24 protein-coding genes are annotated in these 24,932 nt (G+C 52.2%); all 24 read left to right on the top strand.

All coding sequences use genetic code 11. From position 1 onward, the window contains the following. The first annotated feature begins 16 nt into the window (after positions 1–16). The 24 genes from ffh to htpG all read left to right on the top strand — a co-directional run bounded on the left by ffh (position 17) and on the right by htpG (position 24,781). On the top strand, positions 17–1,330 hold the full coding sequence (gene ffh, locus B5F54_RS13730; RefSeq protein ID WP_087234823.1) for a signal recognition particle protein: 1,314 nt from the start codon (positions 17–19) through the stop codon (positions 1,328–1,330). Between the two features lie 64 nt (positions 1,331–1,394). Further along, positions 1,395–1,637, top strand: coding sequence for a 30S ribosomal protein S16 (gene rpsP, locus B5F54_RS13725; protein WP_054324378.1), 243 nt, complete (start codon positions 1,395–1,397; stop codon positions 1,635–1,637). Positions 1,638–1,668: 31 nt separating this feature from the next. Further along, the gene (locus tag B5F54_RS13720) at positions 1,669–1,902 is read left to right on the top strand and encodes a KH domain-containing protein (protein ID WP_054324403.1); all 234 of its coding nucleotides are present in this window, start codon (positions 1,669–1,671) and stop codon (positions 1,900–1,902) included. A gap of 64 nt (positions 1,903–1,966) precedes the next feature. Further along, positions 1,967–2,482, top strand: a complete 516-nt coding sequence (rimM, locus tag B5F54_RS13715) for a ribosome maturation factor RimM (protein ID WP_087234822.1) — start codon at positions 1,967–1,969, stop codon at positions 2,480–2,482. Beyond that, positions 2,472–3,215, top strand: a complete 744-nt coding sequence (gene trmD / locus B5F54_RS13710) for a tRNA (guanosine(37)-N1)-methyltransferase TrmD (protein ID WP_087234821.1) — start codon at positions 2,472–2,474, stop codon at positions 3,213–3,215. The genes rimM and trmD overlap by 11 nt, the downstream gene beginning before the upstream one ends. 277 nt (positions 3,216–3,492) lie before the next feature. Further along, a complete protein-coding gene (locus tag B5F54_RS13705) occupies positions 3,493–3,756 on the top strand; it encodes an HPr family phosphocarrier protein (RefSeq protein WP_087234820.1) in 264 nt (87 codons plus the stop codon). 222 nt (positions 3,757–3,978) lie between these two features. After that, the gene (gene uvrC / locus B5F54_RS13700) at positions 3,979–5,844 is read left to right on the top strand and encodes an excinuclease ABC subunit UvrC (protein ID WP_330396786.1); all 1,866 of its coding nucleotides are present in this window, start codon (positions 3,979–3,981) and stop codon (positions 5,842–5,844) included. Positions 5,845–5,949: 105 nt separating this feature from the next. After that, positions 5,950–6,492 carry a 16S rRNA (guanine(966)-N(2))-methyltransferase RsmD gene (gene rsmD, locus B5F54_RS13695; RefSeq protein WP_087234819.1) on the top strand — a complete coding sequence of 181 codons (543 nt, stop codon included), beginning with the start codon at positions 5,950–5,952 and terminating at the stop codon, positions 6,490–6,492. A gap of 43 nt (positions 6,493–6,535) precedes the next feature. Continuing rightward, complete coding sequence (gene coaD, locus B5F54_RS13690) at positions 6,536–7,024, top strand: pantetheine-phosphate adenylyltransferase (protein WP_087234818.1); 489 nt, start codon at positions 6,536–6,538, stop codon at positions 7,022–7,024. A gap of 70 nt (positions 7,025–7,094) precedes the next feature. Then, positions 7,095–7,559 (top strand): hypothetical protein, encoded by a 465-nt coding sequence (locus B5F54_RS13685; RefSeq protein WP_054324402.1) that lies wholly within the window; start codon positions 7,095–7,097, stop codon positions 7,557–7,559. Between the two features lie 303 nt (positions 7,560–7,862). After that, positions 7,863–8,282, top strand: coding sequence for a division/cell wall cluster transcriptional repressor MraZ (gene mraZ / locus B5F54_RS13680; RefSeq protein ID WP_087234817.1), 420 nt, complete (start codon positions 7,863–7,865; stop codon positions 8,280–8,282). A gap of 80 nt (positions 8,283–8,362) precedes the next feature. Continuing rightward, positions 8,363–9,289 carry a 16S rRNA (cytosine(1402)-N(4))-methyltransferase RsmH gene (gene rsmH / locus B5F54_RS13675; protein WP_087234816.1) on the top strand — a complete coding sequence of 309 codons (927 nt, stop codon included), beginning with the start codon at positions 8,363–8,365 and terminating at the stop codon, positions 9,287–9,289. A gap of 34 nt (positions 9,290–9,323) precedes the next feature. Beyond that, entirely contained in the window at positions 9,324–9,824 is a 501-nt protein-coding gene (locus tag B5F54_RS13670; protein ID WP_087234815.1) for a hypothetical protein, read from the top strand. Between the two features lie 157 nt (positions 9,825–9,981). Then, positions 9,982–12,204, top strand: coding sequence for a penicillin-binding transpeptidase domain-containing protein (locus tag B5F54_RS13665; protein WP_087234814.1), 2,223 nt, complete (start codon positions 9,982–9,984; stop codon positions 12,202–12,204). Between the two features lie 209 nt (positions 12,205–12,413). Further along, positions 12,414–13,424: a phospho-N-acetylmuramoyl-pentapeptide-transferase gene (mraY, locus tag B5F54_RS13660; RefSeq protein WP_087234813.1), complete on the top strand. Its 1,011-nt coding sequence runs from the start codon at positions 12,414–12,416 to the stop codon at positions 13,422–13,424. A 254-nt stretch (positions 13,425–13,678) separates the two neighbouring features. After that, a complete protein-coding gene (gene ftsW, locus B5F54_RS13655) occupies positions 13,679–14,764 on the top strand; it encodes a putative lipid II flippase FtsW (protein ID WP_172749748.1) in 1,086 nt (361 codons plus the stop codon). Between the two features lie 36 nt (positions 14,765–14,800). Further along, positions 14,801–15,916 (top strand): undecaprenyldiphospho-muramoylpentapeptide beta-N-acetylglucosaminyltransferase, encoded by a 1,116-nt coding sequence (murG, locus tag B5F54_RS13650; RefSeq protein WP_087234811.1) that lies wholly within the window; start codon positions 14,801–14,803, stop codon positions 15,914–15,916. Positions 15,917–16,048: 132 nt separating this feature from the next. Further along, positions 16,049–17,308: a UDP-N-acetylglucosamine 1-carboxyvinyltransferase gene (gene murA / locus B5F54_RS13645; RefSeq protein ID WP_087234810.1), complete on the top strand. Its 1,260-nt coding sequence runs from the start codon at positions 16,049–16,051 to the stop codon at positions 17,306–17,308. 45 nt (positions 17,309–17,353) lie between these two features. After that, positions 17,354–18,370: a cell division protein FtsQ/DivIB gene (locus B5F54_RS13640; protein WP_172749747.1), complete on the top strand. Its 1,017-nt coding sequence runs from the start codon at positions 17,354–17,356 to the stop codon at positions 18,368–18,370. Positions 18,371–18,503: 133 nt separating this feature from the next. Next, on the top strand, positions 18,504–19,631 hold the full coding sequence (gene ftsZ / locus B5F54_RS13635) for a cell division protein FtsZ (protein ID WP_087234808.1): 1,128 nt from the start codon (positions 18,504–18,506) through the stop codon (positions 19,629–19,631). A gap of 329 nt (positions 19,632–19,960) precedes the next feature. After that, complete coding sequence (locus B5F54_RS13630) at positions 19,961–20,884, top strand: magnesium transporter CorA family protein (protein ID WP_087234807.1); 924 nt, start codon at positions 19,961–19,963, stop codon at positions 20,882–20,884. 62 nt (positions 20,885–20,946) lie between these two features. Continuing rightward, complete coding sequence (locus B5F54_RS13625) at positions 20,947–21,477, top strand: FumA C-terminus/TtdB family hydratase beta subunit (RefSeq protein ID WP_087234806.1); 531 nt, start codon at positions 20,947–20,949, stop codon at positions 21,475–21,477. 25 nt (positions 21,478–21,502) lie between these two features. Then, positions 21,503–22,696, top strand: coding sequence for a cation diffusion facilitator family transporter (locus tag B5F54_RS13620; RefSeq protein WP_087234805.1), 1,194 nt, complete (start codon positions 21,503–21,505; stop codon positions 22,694–22,696). Positions 22,697–22,891: 195 nt separating this feature from the next. Further along, positions 22,892–24,781 (top strand): molecular chaperone HtpG, encoded by a 1,890-nt coding sequence (gene htpG, locus B5F54_RS13615; protein WP_087234804.1) that lies wholly within the window; start codon positions 22,892–22,894, stop codon positions 24,779–24,781. Positions 24,782–24,932 lie beyond the last annotated feature (151 nt).

Below are 24,932 nucleotides of genomic sequence, written 5' to 3'. Positions count from 1 at the left end.
GGGAGGGAGATACAATTTGGCATTCGAAGGACTGGCAGACAAACTTTCCGCGGCCTTTAAACGGCTGAAGTCAAAGGGAAAACTGAGCGAGGACGATGTCAAAGAGGCCATGCGAGAGGTGCGCCTTGCACTTCTGGAGGCCGACGTCAACTATAAAGTCGCAAAGGACTTTACCAAAAAAGTGACGGAACGTGCCGTCGGCGCAGAGGTCATGGAGAGCTTGACCCCGGCGCAGATGGTTGTAAAAATTGTCGATGAAGAGTTGACCGCCCTGATGGGCGGCGGCGAGACGCGTCTGGTTTCCCCGCCAAGCCCGCCCGCCATCATCATGATGTGCGGCCTGCAGGGTTCCGGTAAAACCACCCACTGCGGCAAATTGGCGAAGATGCTCAAAAGCAGGGGCCACCGGCCGCTGCTCGTGGCCGGCGATATTTACCGCCCGGCGGCCATCAAGCAGTTGCAGGTAGTAGGTTCCCAGGCAGGGGTCGCCGTGTTTGAAATGGGCACGGAAAAGCCGGTGAAGATCTGCAAAGAGGCGATCCGCCGCGCAAAGGACTACGGCAACGATTATGTCATCATCGACACCGCCGGCCGTCTGCAAATCGACGAGGTGTTGATGGAGGAACTGCACAACATCAAGGACGCGGTCCATCCGACGGACATCCTGCTGGTGGTCGATGCGATGACCGGCCAGGAAGCGGTCAACGTCGCAAAGACTTTTGACGAAAAGCTGGACATCACCGGCGTCATCCTGACCAAACTCGACGGCGATACCCGCGGCGGCGCGGCGCTCTCCGTGCGCGCGGTGACGGGCAAGCCGATCAAGTTTGCAGGTACCGGCGAAAAGCTGGACGACCTGGAAGTGTTCCATCCGGACCGCATGGCGTCCCGTATTCTCGGCATGGGCGATGTCCTGACCCTGATCGAGGAAGCCCAGGTCAAAATGGACCAGAAGGCGGCAGAGAAGGTTTCCCGCCGGATGCTGGAAAATAAAATGGACCTCAACGACCTCTTGGACCAGTTCAAGCAGGTCAAACGGATGGGTCCGCTGAAATCCGTCCTCAGCAAGATGCCGGGAATGGAAAAGCAGCTCAAGGATGTGGACATCGACGACCGCGATATGGACCGCATGGCGGCGATTATCCTTTCGATGACCAAGGAGGAGCGCGCAAAGCCCTCGATCATCAACCCGTCCCGCAAACGCCGGATTGCGGCGGGCAGCGGCATGCGCGTCGAGGATGTCAATCGCCTTCTGCGGCAGTTTGAGCAGACGCAGAAGCTCATCAAGCAGCTCCGTGGAAAAGGCGGAAGACGCCGTTTCGGTTTTTAAAAGGTGATCTTACCAAAACTTTTGGTGGAGATAGAATGATTCTATTTTGGAGGTGAACATCAATATGGCAGTAAAGATCAGACTGCGCAGAATGGGCGCGAAGAAAGCTCCGTTCTACCGCATTGTTGTTGCAGATTCCCGTTATCCGCGCGATGGCCGTTTCATTGAGGAGATCGGTACGTACGATCCGATGCAGGAGCCTTCCGTCGTGAAGGTTGATGCAGAAAAGGCAAAGAAGTGGATTTCCAACGGCGCACAGCCGACCGACACCGTGAAGACGCTGTTCAAGAAGAACGGCATCCTGTAAAGGAGGCAATGCGTTGTATACGGAGGTTAACATGAAGGAACTGCTGATTGCAATTGCTCAGGGCCTTGTGGAAGACCCCACCGCTGTGAACGTCGATGTCGACGATTCCGCGGAGGACGGTTCCATTGTGTACCATCTGCATGTTGCAGAGGCGGACATGGGCCGGGTCATCGGCAAGCAGGGGCGCATCGCAAAGGCGATCCGCGTAGTGATGCGTGCCGCAGCAACCCGCACCAACAGCAAGATTTCTGTCGAAATCGACTGAGCATAAAAAGGAGGGCAGACATGCGTCCGCTCTCTTTTTTGTTATCTGCAAAGGAGGAAACAAGATGCGCAAGCAATTTTTAGAGGCAGGCCGCGTCGTGGGGACGCATGGTGTCAAAGGGGAATTGCGTGTAGAGCCATGGTGCGATTCCGCAGCTTTTTTGGCAAAGATACACACGTTGTATTGGGATCGTGGGAGTGAAGAATTGCAGGTGGTTTCCTCGCGCGTGCATAAAAGCCTGCTGCTTCTGAAGCTGGAGGGCGTGGACACGGTGGAAGAAGCGGATGCCTTGCGCGGCCGGATCCTCTATTTAAACCGTGCGGATGTCAAATTGCCAAAAGATCGCTATTTTGTGCAGGATATGCTCGGTCTGACCGTCCTGGATGCGGATACAGGCAGGCGGTACGGCTTATTGACCGAAGTCATGCCAACGGGCGCGAACGACGTCTATCAGGTCACCGGGGACGACAAGGTGAATTATCTGGTTCCTGCTATCCCGGATGTGATCGTCGATGTGGACATCGACGGGGGGATTATGAAGATTCGGCCCATGAGGGGGATTTTTGACGATGCGGATTGATATCCTCACGCTTTTTCCAGAGATGTGCGAGACCGTCATGGCGGAAAGCATCATCGGGCGTGCCCGCAAGCGCGGGGCGGTGCAGGTGTGTTGTCACCAAATCCGCGATTTTGCATATGATAAACATAACCGGGTAGACGATACACTGTTCGGCGGTGGGATGGGAATGCTGATGATGGCAGAGCCCATCGCTTTGTGCATGGACGACCTGGTGGAACAATTGGGGAAAAAGCCCCATGTTCTGTACATGTCCCCCCAAGGGAGCGTTCTATCCCAAGAGAAAGTGAAAGAATTGGCAATGTATGAGAATATTGCCATTCTATGTGGGCATTATGAGGGTGTGGACGAGCGCGTGCTGGAAGCTTATGTCGACGAGGAAATCTCGATTGGCGACTATGTGCTGACGGGAGGCGAACTTCCTGCCCTGGTGGTTGCGGACGCTGTGTGCCGCATGAAAGACGGCGTCCTGTCCAACGACGTTTGTTTTGAAGAGGAGAGCCATTACAACGGCCTGCTGGAATATCCGCAGTACACCCGCCCGGCAACGTGGCGCGGGAGGAGCGTCCCTCCGGTGCTTTTGTCGGGGAACCACGCAGCGATCGCAAAATGGCGCCGGGAGCAATCACTTTTGCGCACATTGCACAAACGGCCAGACTTGCTCGCCGCGGCGGAGCTGACAAAACAGGACAAAAAATATTTAGTATCGTTGGAAACTCATGTGGAAAAAGAATAGATGCTTATACAATTTGTCTGATTTTGGAAGATTTGATTTTTCGAAAATATGGAATACGGCACAAAAGTTTTCAACATTCATAGCAAGATGCACAAAGGTCGCGGGGACAAAAAAGCTCCAATTCGGTTATCAATCCAAAGTTTTTTCAAATTTATTGACGGCCTTCCGAATTGTGATATAATAACTCCATGATCTGGTTTACAGGGTCTTAATTGTATTTTAATTTGGTTTGGTTGGAATGGTTTTGACTTTGATTTTGTTTTAGGAGTGAGTAAGAATGTGCGTTAAAGAGGTTTTGGTTCAGAATCAGGTGGGTCTCCATGCACGTCCGGCGACGTTCTTCATCCAGAAGGCAAATGAGTATAAATCTTCGATCTGGGTGGAGAAGGAAGAGAGACGCGTCAATGCAAAGAGCTTGCTGGGCGTCCTTTCCCTTGGTATCGTAGGCGGCACGTCGATTCGCATTATTGCGGACGGTCCCGATGAGGAAGAAGCTGTAGAAAACCTGGTGGATCTGGTAAAATCCGGTTTTGCTGAGTAATTTTTTGAGAGCCGGGAAGATCTAAAGGTGTGTGGATGCACCTGTGTGCCAAGTCCAGTTCTTGGAACAAGATGAAAAAAGAACGCCCGATGGGCGTTCTATTTTTTTATGACGTCTTGTTTCAGACGGAATATAACCGGTGGGCTGTTTCAATTATCTTGTATCGATCGACCTTGCCCGATAAAACCGGAATGAACCATTTTGCAGAAGGGAGGGACGGCCGTGGAAGAGCAGGAGAAACATTTGGAGCATATCCGGAAACTGCGAAAAAAGGCCATGCGCTTGCCATTGCACCCCGGTGTGTATATCATGCACGACCAGACAGGGAAGATCATCTATATTGGAAAGGCCAAGGCGCTGAAAAACCGTGTCAGCCAGTATTTTGGCAGTGAAAAGAATCACGACAAAAAAGTCCGCCAGATGGTCAGCAACGTGGAGGACTTTGAATATATCCTCACCGACAGCGAATTCGAAGCCCTGGTGCTGGAATGCAGCCTCATCAAGCAGCATACCCCAAAGTACAACATCCTTTTGAAGGACGACAAGGGGTACCATTACATTAAGGTGACGCGCGGACCCTGGCCGCGCATCTCGCAGGCGAAGCAGATGTTGGACGACGATGCGGACTATATCGGTCCGTTTGTCAGCTCCTGGGCCACGAAGGAGACTGTGGACGAAGCGCTGAAAATCTTCCGCCTGCCCTCGTGTTCCCGCAAATTCCCCCAGGATATTGGAAAGGGGCGGCCGTGCTTAAACTATTATATCAAGCAGTGCAGCGCACCCTGCCAGGGCAAAATTTCGCAGGCGGATTACCGGGAAGCGGTCAAGGAAGCGATCGATTTTCTGCGCGGCGGAAGTGCGGAATGCGTGCGGAACCTGACGAAAAAAATGGAAGAGGCGGCGGAGAACCTTGAATTTGAACGCGCCGCGCGCATCCGTGACCGCCTTGCGGCAATCAAGCGCATGGGCGACCGTCAGAAGGTGGTGGCCTTAAAGGTCCCGGAACAGGATATCATCGCCTTGGCGCAGGGCCCGGAGCGGAATTGCTTTGAAGTGTTCCGCTTTATGAATGGCCGCCTGTGCGACCGGGAAACGTATTTGATGGGGGAGATTGGCGAGCCGGAAGCTGCACGAAGCGAGTTTATGGAGCGCTATTATTCCATGCGCGACCGCGTGCCGCCGCGCGTAAGCCTCGATGGACCGGCATCGGATATGGAGCTGCTCTCGGAATGGCTGAGCCAAAAGGCCGGGCGGAAGGTCCTGGTATACGTCCCGCAAAAGGGCGAGCAGGCCCAGCTGGTGGAGATGTGCCGCAACAATGCGGCGGAGCAGTTGGCACAGTCGGTCGGGCGGACGGGGCGGGAAGCCTCCGCGCTGGACGAGCTGGCCCGCTTGTTGGGAATGGCGCATCCCCCTGCCTATATCGAAGCGTATGACATCAGCAACCTGGCTGGCGGGGATAATGTCGCAGGAATGGTGGTGTTTGAAAATGGCCGCCCGCTTAAAAGTGCGTACCGTAAGTTCAAGATCAAAACGGTTGTGGGGCAGGACGACTACGGCTCCATGCGGGAAGTGATCGGGCGCCGTTTGCAGGAATACTTCGCAAACAAGGACAGCGGCGAAGGCTTTGGCCGCCTGCCGGACCTAATCTTGCTGGACGGCGGCAAGGGGCATGTGGCGGCGGTGAAGCCAATTTTGGAGGCGTCCGGGCTGGACATCGCGCTGTTTGGCATGGTGAAGGACGACAAACACCGCACGCGGGCCATTGCAGAGGACGGCGGGGAAATCGCCATCAACTCCAACCGGAAGGCGTTTACGCTGGTTTCCTCCATTCAGGAGGAGGTCCACCGCTTTGCGATCGGGTATCACCGCCAGACGCGGAAAAAGAACACCCTGACCACCACCCTGACCGAAATTGAAGGGATCGGGGAAACGCGCGCACGCGCCCTCCTGCGGCATTTCCGCACCTTGACGGCAATCCGCCAGGCGGATCTTGCAGAGTTGGAAACCGCCCCTGGAATGACGAAACCGGCGGCCAGGAAAGTCTATGAGTATTTCCATGGGGAAGAATCCCCGGAAATGCCATAAGCGGCATTGTTTCAGGCGATTTGCCTTTCGCTTGACAGATGCAGCAGATAATGGGATAATAAAAGGACAATTTTACAACTTCGATTTTTGAAGGAGTCTGTATCTATGCGAATCATCACTGGATCAGCCCGTGGGAGGCGCCTCTTAACGCTGGAAGGCGAGAATGTCCGCCCCACAACGGAGCGGGTGAAAGAGGCTTTGTTCAGCATCCTGCAGTTTCAAATAGAGGGACGGCGTGTGCTGGATCTATTTGCAGGTTCCGGTCAGCTTGGCTTGGAAGCGCTCAGCCGCGGCGCGCGGGAAGCGGTCTTTGTGGATGCGGGGAAAGAACCCATCTCTATCATAGAAAAGAATATTGCCAACACTGGCTTGGAAGAGCGCGCCAGGGTTTTGCATATGGATTATGCGGCGTTCCTCTTGCGGCGAAACGATCCCTTTGATATTGCATTCCTAGATCCACCCTACCGGACAGGCCTTTTGCAAAAGGCGCTCCCGATGACTGCCGCGATTATGAATAAGGGCGGCGTCATTGTATGTGAGCATCCGGTTGACGAGGAAGTCCCAGATACGGCGGGGGATTTTGAAAGGAAGCGCGATTACCGTTATGGGAAAATTTTATTGACGGTATACCGGCATAGGGATTTATGATAGGGCAGTTCTATGAGGGACGAGTTTGGAAAGGAAGAACGCTATGAAACTTGCAATTTGCCCGGGAAGCTTTGACCCGGTCACAATTGGGCATCTTGATATTATTGGGCGAGCTAGGAAAATCTTTGACCATGTGATTGTCGCCGTGATGGTAAATCCTGAAAAACATACCATGTTTACCACTGAAGAGCGGATCGCGCTGATTCAGAAATGTACAAAGGACATGGAAGATGTAGAAGTGGTCAGCTTTGACGGGCTTTTGGCGGACTATGCCAAGATGCGTGGGGCAACTGCGATTGTCAAGGGGTTGCGCGCCATGTCCGACTTCGAATATGAATTCCAGCAAGCGCTTACAAACCGGAAGCTCAACCCGGAACTGGAAACCGTTTTCATGATTACAAGGGCGGAAAACATGTTCCTGAGTTCTAGTATTGTCAAACAGATCGCCAGCTTTGGCGGCGATGTGTCTAATTTTGTACCGGCGTGCATTTTGGACGACATCAAGGAAAGAATCTATGCCGCAAAGAAGTGAAGCGCCTTGGTTGGGGACCCGTTTTCCCAATAGATAACACTGCGGCTCTCGGAAAGGAATGATCGAGACGATGAACGTAGAAGAATTGATCGATGAACTGTATGAGATGGTAGAGAAGGCGTGGAACCTTCCACTCAGCCGCGGCCGAGCGGTGCTGGATGGGGAAGAGGTCAAACAAATTTTGGATGAGATCCGCGAGAATCTGCCCCAGGAGCTGCTCAAAGCAAAGGCGATTGTTGCGGATCGCAACCAGATCATCAGCACGGCGAAGATGGAGGCCGAAACCAAGATCCGCGTGGCAGAGGAGCGCGCCCGGGCCATGGTCAATCAGGATGAAATTGTTAAACAGGCACAACAGAAGGCAAATGACCTGCTGACGCAGACGCAGATAAAAACGCGTGAGATGCGCAAAGCGGCCAACGAATATGTGGATGATTTGATGCGCCGCACGGATGAGGCGCTTGCCGCCAACCTTGCAGAGCTGCGCAAAACCCGCCAAAACATCAAAGCAACGCAGCGTTCCGGTCAAAATTGATCGAATGAATTGTATTGTTCCACTAGAAAAGTATGGTAATATTTGGATAATATAGAAAAAATTAATTTTTTCTTGAAAACGCACCACAAGATCTTGTGGTGCGTTTTTTTGTACCACTAGATAAGCGGATTTCGTCCAAAAGAAGATTGGGATTTGTCGAATTGGTTGACATAATCAAAATAAATTAGTTGCATTTTTGTTACGAATCGAGTATAATCGTAATCAATAAGTGGAGGAAGGTGGGGCGAAATAGTAAGATGTGGTTTATAAACCCATCGTTCGCCCTGGAAAGGCGTTGCAATTATGTTGATCGGCGAATACCAACATAATATTGACGCGAAAGGCCGCGTGATTGTCCCCGCCCGGTTCCGGGAGGATCTGGGCGAGCGTTTTTATGTCACAAAAGGCCTAGATCACTGTCTGTTTGTCCTTCCCCCCACTGAATGGACCAAGTTGCAGGAAAAAATCATGGCGATGCCCATGGGAAAGGCCCGTGGGATCCAGCGCTTTTTCTTCTCCGGAGCCGCAGAAGTGGAGCCGGACAAGCAGGGGCGTATCCTGCTCCCACAGCACTTGCGGGAGTATGCGGGATTGGAAAAGGATGTGGCTTTTATCGGGACTTCTAACCGGGCAGAGATTTGGGATGCCCAGCGGTGGGCTTCCTTTAATGCAGAGCTAGATGATAGCAGCTTGATTGCCGTCATGGAAGAGTTGCAGTTCTAAGTTTGAATGGAAAACCAAAAAGAGCGCTTCCAGATGCCTGTCCATCGTAAAACAAACCCAAAAACCGGAGGCACATAAGGATGGAATTTCAGCATAAACCCGTGTTGTTTGATGAGGCAATCGCCTCTTTGGAGATTCGCCCCGACGGGGTTTATATTGATGGAACCGCAGGCGGTGGGGGGCACTCCAAGGCGATTGCAGACCGCCTGACAACCGGAACGCTGCTCTCCATCGACCAAGATCCGGACGCGGTTGCCGTGGTCAAGGAACGGTTAAAGGGGATGGCGTGTTCGACCGTCGTACGCGCGAATTTCAGCGATATGGACCGCGTGGCGCGGGAGAGGGGCCTTGTGCCTGTGGATGGCGTTCTGCTGGATATCGGTGTCTCCTCCTATCAGCTGGATACGCCGGAGCGTGGGTTCTCCTATCATTCCGATGCACCGCTCGATATGCGTATGAGCAAGCAGGGGCCCAGTGCCAAGGATTTGGTGAATACCCTGTCCTGGCAGGAGCTGGCGGAGATCATCAGCCGCTACGGGGAAGACCGCAATGCAAAAAGCATTGCCAAGGGGATCGTCCGTGCCCGTGAGGATGGGCCGATCGAGACCACCGGGCAGCTGGCAGAGATCATTAAAGCGTCCGTTCCCGCAGCTGTGCGCAGGGAACAAGGGCATCCGGCCAGGAAAACATTCCAGGCGTTGCGCATCGAGGTAAACGGCGAGTTGGATGCGCTGTCCGATGGGTTGGACGCTGCGTTCTCTATCCTGAAGCCGGGTGGGCGCCTGGCAGTCATCACCTTTCATTCCTTAGAGGATCGGATGGTGAAACAACGTATGGCATCTTGGTGCCAGGGTTGCACATGTCCGCCGGATTTTCCGGTGTGTGTATGTGGAAAAAAGCCGAAGGCGAAGCTGCTCTATAAAAAGGGGCTTGCTCCAACCGAGGCGGAATTGGAACAGAATCCCAGAAGCCGCAGCGCGCGGCTGCGGGTTTGCATCAAACTTTGATTTTGTAAAGAAATGAGGAAAGAAGGGTCTGTGCATGGCGACGCATACCAGAGGCGAGGCGTATGATTTTGAGCTTTTTGAGCCAAAGAGAAAGCAGGAGTTGCAACCGCAACCCCAAAACAATGTCATACGGCTTCCGCGGGAAGAACTGGAAAAGAACCGCCGTCCGAAACACAGGGCCTTCAAGGTGATTTCTGTGTGTACATTCCTGGTGGTGATGTTGGGAATTGTTGGGACGTTCGTGTACGGACAGGTCCGCCTTTCCGAATTGACGAATGAAATCAACAGCACGACCACAGAGCTGTCTGAGCAGGAGAGCTTATATACCCAGTTGAAAATGAAATCCCAGGCAAAGCTGTCGTTGGAAACCGTTGAGGAATACGCAGAGACGCAGTTGGGGATGCGCAAGTTGGAGCAAAACCAGGTGGAATATATTAGTTTGTCCGAAGGGGACAAGGGCGAAGTCCTGGAAGAGGATTCTTCGGAGAACTGGCTGACCTCTGCTTGGAACTTTATTCAACAGTTATTATCATAATGTTTACCAATGCGCATATAGATTGAAAGGGACCGTTCATAAGAGGGGATTCCTGTTCCATGGGATACATCAGGATTCCTCCCGAAATCAATGATTGTAGAAGCGGGAGAGTTAAGAGGGTATCTTGACTCTCCGCTTTGTAATATGGAGGTTGCAAATGGCAAAAGGAACAACGATCCGAATGTGGAGACGCACCGCTTTTCTATTGGCCATTCTCATCATTGGCTTCGCTGTGGTTGTAGGGAGCCTATTCCGCTTGCAGTTGGTGCAGGGGGAAGAGATGCAGACCCGTGCGGTAGACCAATATCTGAAAGATACGTCTATCAGCGCTAAACGCGGTACGATCTATGACTGTAATATGAAGGTGTTGGCAAAGAGCGCCGGTGTCTGGAAAGTGGTATTGGAGCCCAATTATATCACCGATGACAACCGAGAATTGATCTGCAACGGGCTGTCCCAGATTCTCGGTCTGGACAAAGCGGACTTGATCGAGAGAAGCAAGAAAAAGACCTATTATGATGTGGTTCAGAACAAGGTAGAAACCGACGTCAAGGACCAGATTGTAGCCTTTAAGGAAGAAAATGAGATCACCAATGGGATTCGGCTGATCCCGGATTACAAGCGCTACTATCCATATGGAAAGTTTGCCTCTTCCGTGCTGGGATTTACAGGTTCGGACAATCAGGGCTTGGCGGGCATTGAAGCGCAGTATGATTCGGAGTTAACGGGCGTCCCTGGGCGCCTTGTTACGGCGAAAAACGCCGTTGGAACCGATATGCCATTTGACTATGAACAGATGGTGGATGCACAAAACGGCCACAGCTTGGTCCTCACTATCGACGAAGTGGTACAGCATTTCCTGGAAAAATATCTGGAAGAGGGCGTAGCGAACAGCGGCACCAGAAACCGTGCCTGCGGGATCGTGATGGATGTCAATACAGGTGCAATCCTTGGAATGGCGGTCAAAGGGGACTTCGACCCCAATGATCCGTTTACGTTGAGCGATCCCAAGGAACAGGCAGCGGTCGATGCCCTCCAGGGGGAAGAACGGACCAAGGCGCTGAATGAGGCGCGGCAGAAGCAATGGCGGAATAAGTGCGTCAGCGACACCTATTACCCAGGTTCCGTCTTCAAAATGGTGACAGCTTCTATGGGATTGGAAGAGGGCATCATCAGCGAGAACACCTCCTTCTCCTGCCCGGGTTATTACGTGGTTGCGGACCGCCGTATCAGCTGCTGGAAGTCGGGCGGCCATGGTTCGGAGACCTTTGCCCAGGGATTGTGCAATTCTTGCAACCCAGTATTCATTCAGGTGGGTGAAAAGTTAGGCCCGGAAACATTCTTTAAGTATTTTGAAGCGTTTGGATTTACCCAGAAGACGGGCATCGACCTGCCGGGCGAGTCCCGCAGTATTTACTACGACGAGACAATGGGCCCCGTGGAACTGGCGACCGAATCCTTTGGTCAGAACTTCAGTATTACGCCCATTCAGATGATTACTGCGGCAGCGGCCGTTGCAAACGGCGGCTATCTGGTGCAGCCGCATGTGGTAGCCCAGGTGATCGACGATGAAGGGAATATCGTCCGAACAACGGATACGACGGTCAAACGCCAAGTGATCTCCAATGAAACATCCCGCAGAGTGAGTGCGATGCTCCAGGAGACTGCAACCACAGGTACAGCTAAGAACGGCTATATTGCAGGCTACCGCGTGGCTGGTAAGACCGGTACTTCCGAAAAGATCGCGGAATGGGTTGCACAGGGAAAACAGGGAGAAAAGAAATACATCGCTTCTTATTGCGGTTACGCCCCAGCGGACGACCCGCAGGTGGCTATGCTAGTGTTCTTCGATGAACCGCTTCCGCAGGGTGGCCAGGTGTTCGGCAGCGCGATTGCAGGCCCGCCGTTTGCAAAGGCGATGAGCGAAATCCTCCCCTATCTCGGCGTGGAGGCCAAATATACGGAGGAAGAACTTGCGAAGCTGGATACCAGTACCCCAGATGTGTTAGGCAAGAACGTACAGGAAGCTCAGAACACTCTACAGAGCGCAGAGCTTGATGTAAAGGTATACGGCCAAGGTGAGACTGTTCTCTCGCAGGTACCAGAACCGGGCAAAAGTATTCCGAAGAGCGGTTGCGTGGTTTTGTTCACCGACGAAGAGAGCACTTCGCAGACAGTGACAGTTCCCAACCTTGTAGGGCTTACTTTATCACAAGCTAACTCCGTGGCGGCCAATGCAGGGATCAACATCAGTATTTCCGGCGCAGCGCTTACCGGGAACAATGCGGTTTCCAACCTGCAAAGTATCCCGGAGGGCAGCCAGGTTCCTCCAGGGACTATGGTAACAGTTGATTTTGTGGAGTTGGATTCCGTGGAATAGAACCAAGAAATGGTTTAAAAAAGGCGATATATCCGTGCTTTTTCCCAATGAACCTAGGGGGAAAAGATGGTATAATGAACATATATGGAAAATTCCCATTGGGAATGTAGAAAAGCCGCCGGAATGGCAATCCTGGGCGGCTTTTCTACGCAGATGGGTTATAATAATACCGCGTGTGCGCGGAAATGGTGACAAAGGGGATATTGCATATGGCGGACGGCATCTGGATACTGGCGGCGGCGGTCATTGCGTTTGCAGTGACGGGGTTGCTTGGGAAATGGCTGGTACCATTTCTGCACAAGATCAATTTCGGACAGACGATCCGGGAAGTGGGCCCCAAGTGGCATCAAAAGAAAAACGGAACGCCGACGATGGGCGGTTTTATGTTCATCATCGGCATTTTTGTGGCCGCTGCGGCCTGCCTTATACTGTTCTACCGGGCTTCTGGGCAAAACCCCCAGGATATGAACATGCAGACAAAGCTGCTGGGCGGCTTCCTCATGGCAGTAGGTTTTGGCGGTGTCGGCTTTATCGACGACTATATCAAGGTAGTCAAGAAGCGCAATTTGGGCCTCAACGAAAAGCAGAAGCTGATTTTGCAATTTCTGGTGGCAGGCGCGTATCTTCTTTCCCTCTATCTCTCCGGCGGTTCATCGGTCACCTTGATCCCGTTCCTGGGCGGTGTGGACCTGGGCATTTTTTATTGGGTAATTTCCCTGCTGGGGATTGTGGGAATGGTCAATGCAGTCAATTTTACCGATGGGATCGATGGCCTGAATGCCTCGGTGACATTTTTTGCCTCCTTGATCTTTATGGTGATCGCCGGGATTTTGGGGGCGAACGGCATGGGAATCCTCGCCGCTGCGACAGCAGGCGGATGCCTTGGGTTCCTGATCTGGAATTTCAATCCGGCGAAGGTCTTTATGGGCGACACCGGTTCCCTGTTCCTGGGCGGGATGGTCTGCGCATTGGGCTTCGGCCTGAATCTGCCGGTTTTGATTCTTCCCATCGGGATTATTTATATTGTAGAGATCCTTTCCGTCGTCTTGCAGGTCACCTATTTTAAGGCGACCGGTGGAAAGCGGCTGTTTAAAATGAGCCCTATTCACCATCATTTTGAGATGTGCGGCTGGAGCGAGGTCAAAATTTGTGCCGTTTTCAGCCTGGTGACGCTGTTGTTTGGCGCGTTTAGCGTGGCGGCGGCCTGGTTTGGGCTGTAAGCGTTAAAATGACATTTTTGGCAATCGATTTGTGGTTTAATGGAAAAAGAGCCCGTAAGTTTTAGACTTTTCCGAGGATTGACCGGATTCGAAAGGGGGACGTCTTTATGGCGACAAGGGCGGACAGCAAACGCGGAGCAACCGTAACGCGCTTGCCCACCGCGCGGAATTCAGACACGGGGGAGATCCCTCGGAAGGCGTCGTTTGGAAGGCGAATCCGGAAAAAATTCCGCTTGTTTTCCGTGCGTGCAGGGATGGACCTGCCTTTCTTTTTCCTGGTGCTCACGCTCATGGTGATCGGCCTGATTATGCTGTTCTCTTCCAGCTATGCCTATGCCTATTATAATTATGGAAACAGCTATTATTTTATCATCCGGCAAGCTGGCTTTGCAGTTGCGGGTATTTTCATTATGGTGGCGATCTCCTATTTTGATTACCACCACCTACACAAATTGGCCATCCCAATCCTATTAGTCACTTACATGCTCCTGGTGTTAGTGCTGTTTATGCCCGAAAGAAACGGTGTGCGGCGCTGGATCTATCTAGGGCCGGTCAATTTCCAGCCTTCTGAGATCGCCAAGTTTGCTTTGGTCCTCATTTTTGCCCATTTGATCTCCATCAATTTCAAGCGTATGAGTACCTTCCGGTATGGGGTGCTGCCGTACCTATTGATCTTGGGTTCGATTGCGGTTTTGGTCCTGCTTGAAAAGCATGTCTCTGCAACCCTGATTTTGGTAGCGTTGGCGGGCGTGATGCTGTTTATCGGAGGCGTCCAATTGCGTTGGTTTGCCATTGCCTTTGGGGTGTTGGGTGCGGCCGTGGCTTATATTGTCTTGTTTAGCGCAAAATTTGGCTATGCGAGCGACCGCATCTCTGGATGGCTGGACCCCTTCGGGACAACCGTGGATACGTGGCAGACGCGCCAATCGCTGATGTCGATTGGATCGGGCGGTTTGCTGGGCCTTGGCTTGGGGCAGTCCCGTCAAAAATATCTGTATCTTCCGGAACCGCAGAACGATTTTATCTTTGCGGTGGTCTGTGAGGAGCTTGGTTTTATTGGTGCCCTGCTGATTGTTATTTTGTTTGCCATGTTGGTGTGGCGTGGGATCACTGTGTCCCTCAAAGCGAAGGACAAATTTGGCATGCTGTTGGGGATCGGGCTGACTGTCCAAGTGGGCTTACAGGTGATTTTGAACATTGCCGTGGTAACCAATACCATTCCCAATACGGGCATCAGCTTGCCCTTCTTTAGTTATGGCGGTTCATCCCTGATGATTCTTCTGGCGGAGATGGGGGTTGTCCTGTCGATCTCACGAACTTCCACGATTGAAAAGACATAGCCCCGGGCAGTTGGATTATGATAGGAGAAGGTATTTATGAGAGTTTTGTTTGCTGGCGGCGGGACCGCCGGGCACATCAACCCCGCATTGGCAATTGCGGGATACCTGCGTGAGCGGGAACCGGATGCGGAAATCTTATACATCGGTGCCAAGGGCGGCATGGAAGAACGTCTGGTTCCGGCCGCAGGGTACCCGTTCCAAAGCATCACGATTTCGGGCTTCCAGCGAAAGTTGAGCTGGGAGAACTTGAAAAAGAACGCAAAGACCGTTGTGCGGATGTTCACCTCAAGCCATGAGGCGCGGAAGATTATTGCCGAATTCAAGCCGGACGTCTGTGTGGGAACGGGAGGTTATGTGAGCGGGCCTGTGATCCGCGATGCCATCAAGATGGGGATCCCGTCCGTGATCCACGAGCAAAATGCGTATCCGGGCGTTACCAATAAGGCGCTGAGCCGGCACGCGACACGGACCATGTTGGCGGTGGCAGATGCCCAGCGGCATCTTGACCCCAAAGCACGCTGCGTGCTGACGGGCAATCCTGTGCGGCAGGAGGTCATCCGCGCCCGGCGGGAGGATGCGCGCAAGAAGCTGGGGTTGGACGAGCGCCCCCTGATCCTTTCCTTTGGCGGGAGCCTTGGCGCCCGTAAGATCAATGAGGCGGTGGCCGACCTGCTGGTATGGAGTGCCCATTCGGGGAGGTTCCAACATATTCATGCTTATGGCCAATGGGGGAAATGGTTCCCCAGCCTTCTAAAGGAAAAAGGGTTAGATCTTGCCAAACATCCCCAGATGGATATCCGGGAGTATATCAACGACATGCCGGATTGCCTGGCGGCGGCGGATCTCGTGATTTGCCGTGCCGGCGCCATTACGCTCAGCGAGTTACAAGCGCAGGGGCGTGCATCGATCTTGATTCCTTCCCCGAATGTGGCGGAGAACCACCAATACCACAACGCCATGGCGTTGGTCAACCGCGGCGCTGCTGCAATCTTGGAGGAAAAAGACCTGAGCGGGGAAGCGCTCTGCAAAAAAGTCCAGGGATTATTTGAAAATCCCGATACGATTCCTACATTTGCGGCAAACGCCAAAAAAATGGCAATTCTGGATGCAAATGAGCGCATTTATCATATCATAAAAGAGATTATAAAGTAGGGCCTGCGCTCTTTTTTCTAATGTGCACAGCATACACCCCCTGTGCATAGTATACAGCAGTTCAAAAAATTCCTGTAATACGTGGAAAACGCCGGGCGCCGGCATGTTTCCCAGGGGAAAAGGGGTGCGGCTATGTCAAAACTTTTGATTCAAGGGCCCAGCCGGTTAAAGGGGGAAATTCGCGTACATGGCGCGAAAAACAGTACACTACCTTTGATGGCGGCTTCGCTGCTCTGTGACAGCACATGTGTGCTACATAACTGTCCGGTCCTTTCCGATGTAAAGACTTCGGAAAAGATTTTACAGCATCTGGGGTGCCGCACGGGGCGCTCCGGCTCGGATGTTTTGATTGACCCGCGCGGCGTGGAACAGAGCGATATTCCAGAGCACCTGATGCGAGAAATGCGCTCTTCCATTGTCTTTTTGGGTGCGATCCTTTCCAGGATGGGCCGTGCAGAGCTTTCGTTTCCAGGAGGTTGCGAGTTGGGTCCGCGTCCGATCGATCTGCACCTCTCCGCTCTGCGGAAGATGGGGGTCACCATTCAAGAGGATCACGGTTGTTTGAAGTGCAGTGCGCCGGAAGGACTCAAAGGCGTCCAGATTGCCTTTTCTTTCCCGAGCGTTGGGGCGACGGAAAATGTCCTGCTTGCCGCCTGCTGTGCAGGTGGGACGACCACGATTACCAATGCGGCCCGTGAACCGGAAATCTGCGATTTGGCGGATTTCTTAAACTGTTGCGGTGCGAAGATCAGCGGTGCAGGGGATAGCACCATTGTTATTGAGGGTGTAAAAAGCCTGCACGGCTGTGAGCATGAGGTGATCCCAGACCGGATTGCCGCTGCAACTTATCTGGCGGCAACGGCGGCGACGGGGGGCAGCATTATATTGAACCACGTCGTCCCGGAACATCTGGCGCCAGTCCTTCCATTGTTTGAAGAAAGTGGATGCCGTTTTGCTATTCATGAAAAGGAGATTTATATGTCTGCGCCAAGCCGGTTGGGCCGGATAAAGAATGTGCGGACCATGCCTTATCCGGGTTTCCCGACAGACGCACAAGCGCCTATGATGGCAATGGCCGCCGTAGCGAATGGCACAAGCATCTTTGTTGAAAATATTTTTGAAAGCCGTTATAAGCATGTGGGGGAGTTGCTCCGCCTGGGGGCCAATATCAAGGTGGAGGGGCGCGTAGCTGTGGTGGAAGGTGTTGGACGCCTTTCCGGCGCGCCTGTGGAAGCGGCAGACCTGCGTGGAGGCGCAGCGTTGGTCGTAGCCGGGTTGGCGGCCCAGGGGGAAACCCTCGTCAGCGGTGTGCGGCACATTGACCGCGGGTATGAATGCTTAGAAGAAAATTTGTGCCTTCTCGGCGCGCAGGTAAAGCGGCTTCCGGATTGATAGGGAGCCAAGCGGCAAGTCCAAATGGAAGGAAGTGAAACCAGCATGGCAAGGACACCCAACGGCACGAGAGACGGCCCGCAAAGCCGGAGGACTCCACAGAACCCTCCGAGAGAACCGCCGCACTATTCCAGTGGGCGGCAGGTCCCACACGGAATTGAGCAGCGGGCGGCTCTACGCCGCCGCCGGAAGCGCCGGCGGGCAATCCTATTTTACATAGCGATGTTTTTGTTTGTCGTCGTTGCAGCGGTGACGCTTTCTTTAACGGTGTTGTTCAAAATCGATACCATCCAAGTGACGGGTAGTTCTCGTTATCCAGCGCAGCAGATTGTTTCGATTAGTGGAATCGTGCAGGGGGAAAACCTGTTCTTAGCCAAGACAAAAGAGGCGCGTACGGCCATTGAAAGCCAGTTGCCTTATATCAAAGCAGCAACCGTTTCCCGGCAGTTACCTGCCACCATTGTGATCCATGTCGAGGACGATACCGCAAAGGGTGCGATCGCCTATGAAGGGCAGTATGCGCTGATTGGAAGCGGCGACAAGGTATTGGAATTTGTGGATACTCTCCCCCAGGGGGTTACTTTGGTGAAAGGGCTGGATCTTGCAAAGGCCGAAGTAGGGCAACCGATTGTATACACGGATGATGTGGAGTTGAGTTCCTCGCCTGCGGACGATGCTTCGGAAGCGGATGGGTCGTCTGCCGAAGCATCGGGGAGCAGTCCGAGCGAGTCCACACTTGCTGGGGGGGAAGATTCCAGCCACAAGTCAAAAGAGATCTTTCAGGAGCTTTGGACGGCCATTGAGGAAAGCGGATTGGACAAGATTACGGAGATCGATCTTAGCGACCGGTATAACCTCGTGATCCTTTACGATAACCGCATTACGATGGAGCTGGGGTTGCCCACCGATTTGGAGTATAAACTCCATTACGCAAAAGGAATATTAGATGCCGGAGGGATCAAAGATACCGAAAAAGGAACTTTGAAGCTTTCGGATGCCATGGACAATAGAGTACCATTCGAACCGGATTATTCAAATTCGAGTGCAGCGGCGCCTGGATAGCTTGGGAAAGTTTGGAAACTTTTAAGCTTACGCAAATAGTTATTGAAATTGTTTTGTAAAAGTGATAAATTAGTAATATCCTAGGCAAAGTCTGGCGCTATGGAATAAAAGGATGTTTAAGGGGGACGCAGCAATGCCTTTTGAGATTGATAATGATTTTGACAATATTGTACAGATAAAAGTGATTGGCGTCGGCGGCGGCGGCGGGAACGCTATCGACCGCATGGTGTCCATGGGGGTCCAAGGGGTGGAGTTTATCTCCATCAATACAGATAAGCAGGCACTTTACCGTTCAAAAGCAACCCAAAAGATTCAGATTGGCGAGAAGGTGACCCACGGAAAGGGCGCCGGCTCGAAGCCGGAGATGGGCCAAAAGGCCGGTGAGGAAAGCCGTGAGGCAATTGCGGCGGCGATCCGTGGGAGCGACATGGTATTCATTACCGCCGGTATGGGCGGCGGTACGGGCACGGGTGCGGCGCCGATCGTTGCGGAAGTGGCGCGCGATATGGGTGTTTTGACCGTTGGCATTGTCACAAAACCCTTTGCATTTGAAGGCAGACGCCGCATGGAACAGGCGGAGAGCGGAATCGCCGCCTTGCGTGAACATGTGGATTCCCTTGTAGTCATTCCGAATGAACGCCTGAAGTTGGTGAGCGAGCAGCGGATTACGCTGGTGAATGCGTTTTCCATCGCGGACGATGTGCTCCGCCAGGGCGTGCAGAGCATCTCGGACCTGATTAAGCTCCCCGGATTGGTCAACTTGGACTTTGCGGACGTTACGGCGATCATGAAAGACGCTGGCTATGCGCACATGGGCGTTGGCCGCGCATCCGGCAAGGATAAGGCGGAGGCAGCGGCAAATATGGCGATTTCCAGCCCGCTGTTGGAGACGGCGATCAATGGCGCAAAGGGTGTGATTGTGAATATTACTTCTTCCCCGGATATCGGTTTGGACGAAATCGAAACAGCCTCTTCTATGATTGCTTCCCAGGCACACGAAGATGCAAATATCATTTGGGGCGCTGCCTTTGATGAGAGCATGGAAGACGAAATGAGTGTTACGGTTATTGCTACTGGATTTGCAACGCACGACGGCAGCAACGAAGCCGCCCAGGATGACCGTAAGAGCAGCGCGCCTACGGGGACGTATTCCAATAATACACGCGATAGCCGTGATAGCCAGTCCCGCCGGTCAGCTCCAGCCCCCATCGACGACGATGATACTTTCATAGATATCATGTCGATTTTTAATCGCAAGTAATCGTACATAAGGACGCTTAAAGCCCGGAACATTCCGGGCTTTTTTCGTGCCCATTCAAAACTGGAATAGAAAAAAGATGATTTGAGGCCAAATTGGGCCCTGTGTGGCATTACAGGATAAATTTCTGAAAATAATGCGCAAAATGTGCTGCGCACCCTTGAAATCTCCACTTTTTGTGCTATAATGAATTTGTTATCGAGAGAAAAAGTGTTCGCGCGTACATCCGCGCGCATTTTTTTGCGCATTCCTGCGCCCGTTGGGAGGTGGCATTGTGAAACCGGACCCTTTATGTAGTCACATAGAAAAAGAGAATAAAGGAGATGAACGCAATGCTGTCCTACTACAAGACGATTGACGGACATATTACTCAGTTGGAGGCATGCGAACCGGGTTGCTGGATCAACTGCATTGCCCCGACCGATGCGGAGATTAGCGGCCTGATTGAAGATTTCCAGATTGAACCGGACTTCTTCCGTGCCGCAATGGACGAAGAGGAATCTTCGCATATTGATACCGAAGATTACAGCACGTTGGTCATCATCGATATGCCGGTGGCGGAAACGTCCGGCGACAATGTGACCTATTCCACCACGCCGCTCGGCATCATTATCACAGAAAAAAATGTGATTACCGTCTGTACAAGGGGGAACCCCGTCCTGGATGAGTTTACAGATGGGGCGGTCAAAGGGGTACAGACCAATCTGAAAACGCGCTTTATCCTTCATCTGATGCTCCGGATTGCAACAAAATATTTGCAGTATTTGAAGCAGATTGATAAACTCAGCAGCCATGTGGAGCGTGAGCTGCGCAAATCCATGAAGAATTCTGAGCTGATTCAGCTTTTGGATATTGAGAAGTCCTTGGTCTACTTCTCCTCTTCGCTAAAAGGCAGTGAAATTACCATTGAGAAAATTTCACGCGGACGCGTTGTGAAGCTTTATGAGGAAGACCAGGACCTGCTGGAAGATGTGCTGATCGAGGTCCGGCAGGCGATTGAGATGTCCAGCATTTATTTGAACATCCTTTCCGGCACGATGGATGCCTTTGCCTCGGTCATCAGCAACAACTTGAACATCGTGATGAAGGTCTTGGCCTCCATCACCCTGATCATCTCCATTCCGACGGTTATCTCCAGTTTCTATGGGATGAATGTCGAGGGGCTTCCGCTGCCGTTTTTCTGGTTCCCGTTGCTTTTGGCCATTGTAAGCATGGGGATTGCATATTTGATCCTTCGGAAGAAGGATATGTTCTAAAGGGACGAACCAAACGAGGGAACTGCAAAGGCAGCTCCCTTCTTTTGTGGAGGGATAAAATCATGGAACGGATTCGGGTTCATACCAGTGAATTGATGGAGCGCGCGAAGACGCTCCGCGCGGGCGACCAGCTCCTGTTGAGCGGCACCATTTACACCGCCCGCGACGCAGCGCACAAGCGCATCTGCGCACAGTTAGACCGCGGAGAGGAGCCGCCCTTCCCGATACAGGGGTCCACCGTTTATTATGCCGGGCCGACGCCCGCCCCGGAGGGGTTGCCCATCGGTGCCTGTGGCCCGACCACTTCTTCAAGGATGGACGTCTTTGCCCCGCGCTTGCTGGATCTGGGCATGGTGTGCATGATTGGGAAGGGGAACCGCGCCCCAGCCGTGGTGGATGCCATCCGCCGTAATGGGGCTGTATACCTCTGCGCCATCGGCGGTGCCGGCGCATTGGCGGCCAAATGTGTGCGCAGTTTAAAGGTGATCGCTTATGAGGATCTCGGTTGTGAGTCGGTCAAGGAACTTCAAATTGAAGATTTTCCACTCTTTGTGACCATTGATTGCGCGGGGGGCAGTCTCTTCGCAGATTGATCCCATTAGAAGCGAGGGGGATTTTATGACCAATTTATTGATACGCCTTTTTGTCAAGGATTATCAGGACGTGGAAAATCACACCGTGCGCGAACGCTATGGGAAATTCGCCGGGATTGTTGGCATTGCCACCAATATCCTGTTGTTTTGTATCAAGATTTTTGCAGGGATTGTCTTTCACAGCGTCGCGATTGTGGCGGATGCGGTCAACAACCTGTCGGATTCCGCATCCTCCGTGGTGACTTTGGTAGGATTCAAGCTTTCGGCGAAACCGGCGGATAAAGAGCATCCCTATGGCCATGCGCGGATTGAATACATCAGCGGGCTGATCGTATCGCTGGTGATCCTTCTGCTGGGATTCCAATTGGCGCAGTCCTCTCTGGGAAAGATCCTCCATCCGGAAGAGAGCGAAACCAGCCTGGTGGCGGTGGGAATCTTGGTCGTTTCGGTGCTGATCAAGTTGTGGCAATTCCTGTTTTATCGGACGGTTGGCCGGCGTATTTCCTCAACCACACTGGAGGCGACGGCGGCGGACAGCCGCAACGACGTATTCAGCACGGTTGCCATTTTGATTGGCATGGGGATCACCTGGTTGACCAGCTATAATTTGGATGGCTGGATGGGCTTGATTGTGGCGCTTCTGATTGTGGTCGGCGGCGTGCAGTTGATTATGGAAACCAGCAATCCGCTGTTGGGGGTCGCGCCGACCGAAGAATTGGTGCAGGGTATTTACCAAAAGATCTTGAGCTACGACGGTGTTCTGGGCCTGCACGACCTGAATGTACACAACTATGGGCCGGGCCGCTGCTTTGCTTCGGTACACTGCGAGGTCCCTGCGGAGCAGGATATCTTGGTCAGCCATGATATCATTGATAACATCGAGCGCGATTTCCTTCGGGATATGAACATCCACCTGGTGATCCATCTGGATCCCGTGGTGACGGACGATGAACGCACGACAAAGCTGAAACAACAGGTGGAACAGATTTTAAACGGACTCTCGGATCAGATCAGTATGCACGATTTCCGTGTGGTTTGGGGGACGACCCACACCAATGTGATTTTTGACGTTTGTGTGCCGTTTGGATTCCAATGGTCGGATACGGAGCTGATCCAGCGCATTTCGGAACAGATTGCAAACTTGAACGCTACTTACTTCGCAGTGCTGACCGTAGATCACGATTACGTACCTCGCATCGCAGAAAAAACGAAAGAGTAAGATCACAGATAAACATTCGGCATCCATTGTATTGGGCAATATGGAGGAATCCATGTTGTCCAATTTTTTGTTTCAGAACGGGTTTGTTTGTTCATAATTTATTCATTGCATTTTGGGAAAAGTTGTACTACAATACAATTAGCACTTAGGTGTAAAGAGTGCTAAATTTAAAGAGATACAAGAGGTTGATTGATCATGGAAATGAAGCAGTTTCAGGCGGAGTCGAAGCGCCTTTTGGATTTGATGATTAATTCCATCTATACACATCGTGAAATTTTCCTACGCGAGTTGATTTCCAACGCAAGCGACGCTATTGATAAGCTCTATTATAAAACGTTATCCGACGGGGATACCGGCCTTTCCAGGGAGGATTTCAGCATCTCCATCCAGCCGAATAAGGAAGCGCGGACGTTGACCATCACGGACAATGGCTGCGGCATGACGAAGGACGAGTTGGAAAACAACTTGGGTACGATTGCGAAAAGCGGTTCGCTGAACTTTAAGAAGGACAACGAGCCCAAAGAGGATATTGAGATCATCGGCCAATTTGGCGTGGGCTTCTATTCGGCCTTTATGGTGAGCGACTGCGTCACCGTGGTCAGCCGCGCTTATGGCAGCGATGAGGCTTGGAAATGGACCAGCCGGGGCGCTGAGGGTTACACCATGGAACTGTGCGAAAAAGAGGGCCATGGCACAGAAATCGTTCTGAACATCAAGCCAAATACGGAAGAGAACAATTACGACGAGTTCCTGGATACCTATACCATCAAGAACCTTGTCAAGAAATACTCTGATTATATCCGCTATCCCATCCGCATGGATGTGGAGAAGAGCCGCATGAAGGAGGGGTGCGACGAAAAGAACCCCGAATTTGAGACCTATACAGAGAATGAAACCCTGAATAGCATGGTACCACTCTGGCGCAAAAATAAGAATGAAATCACCGAGGACGAATACAACCGTTTCTATCAGGAGAAATTCAACGATTATGAGAAGCCGCTCAAGGTGATCCACAGCAGCACGGAGGGTGTGGCCACCTATAACGCCCTGCTGTTCATCCCGGCGCGCGCCCCGTTCGATTTTTACACCCGTGATTATGAAAAGGGGCTTCAGCTCTATTCCAACGGCGTGTTGATCATGGAGAAATGCCCGGATTTGCTGCCCGATTACTTCAGCTTTGTGAAGGGCCTTGTCGATTCGCAGGATTTATCGCTGAATATTTCCAGAGAAATGTTGCAGCATGACCGCCAGCTGAAGGTGATTGCTTCCAGGTTGGAGAAAAAGATCAAGTCCGAGTTGGAGAGCATGCTCCTCAATGACCGCGACAAATACGAATCCTTCTATAAGAACTTCGGTTTGCAACTTAAATACGGCGTGTACGAAGACTATGGAATGCACAAGGATGTCTTGCAGGATCTCCTGCTGTTCTACTCTTCGAGCGAAAAGAAACTAGTCACGCTCAAAGAATATGTGGGCCGCATGAAAGAAGGACAGAAATATATCTATTACGCCTGTGGCGAAACAACGGATAAGATTGACATGCTGCCGCAGACCGAGGCGCTCAAGGACAAAGGCTATGAGATCCTCTATTTGACGGACAACGTGGATGAGTTTGCCCTGCGCATGATGATGAAGTACGACGATAAGGAATTCCGCTCCATTTCGGCAGACGACTTGGATTTGGAGACCGAAGAAGAGAAGCAGGCAGCCGCGAAAAAGGTGGAAGAGAACAAGGATATGCTAGCCTTTATGAAGGAGTCCTTGGACGGCAAGGTCAAAGAGGTCATCCTTTCGCAAAAGCTGAAGACGCATCCGGTGTGCTTGTCTTCGGAAGGCGCGATCTCCATTGAAATGGAGAAGGTGCTCAATTCGATGCCGAACGATCAAAAAGTACAGGCGCAGCGTGTGCTTGAGATCAATTCCAACCATCCGATTTTCGAAAAGTTGTGCAGCCTGTATGCAGAGGACAAAGACAAGCTCAAAGAGTATACACAGCTCTTGTACGATCAAGCGTTGCTGATCGAAGGCGTTTCCATCGACGACCCGGTAGCCTTCTCAAACCGGATCTGCAACCTGATGGTATAAAACCGGTTCCTTTCATTCAAAAAAAGAGGCTATGTCGCTTTGGCCTTCCAGCCAAAGCGACATAGCCTCTTTTGTATAGGATTCTTTTTTCTCTAGGGGTCCCTATATCCATCCCCCTATCAAGGGAAGTTTCAGGGGAACACTTTTTCAA

Origin of the sequence: Anaeromassilibacillus sp. An250, assembly GCF_002159845.1 — a bacterium.
GTDB lineage: Bacteria > Bacillota > Clostridia > Oscillospirales > Acutalibacteraceae > Anaeromassilibacillus > Anaeromassilibacillus stercoravium.
The sequence above is the reverse complement of the archived record's forward strand: the minus strand, read 5'-3'. Positions and strand labels throughout refer to the sequence as shown.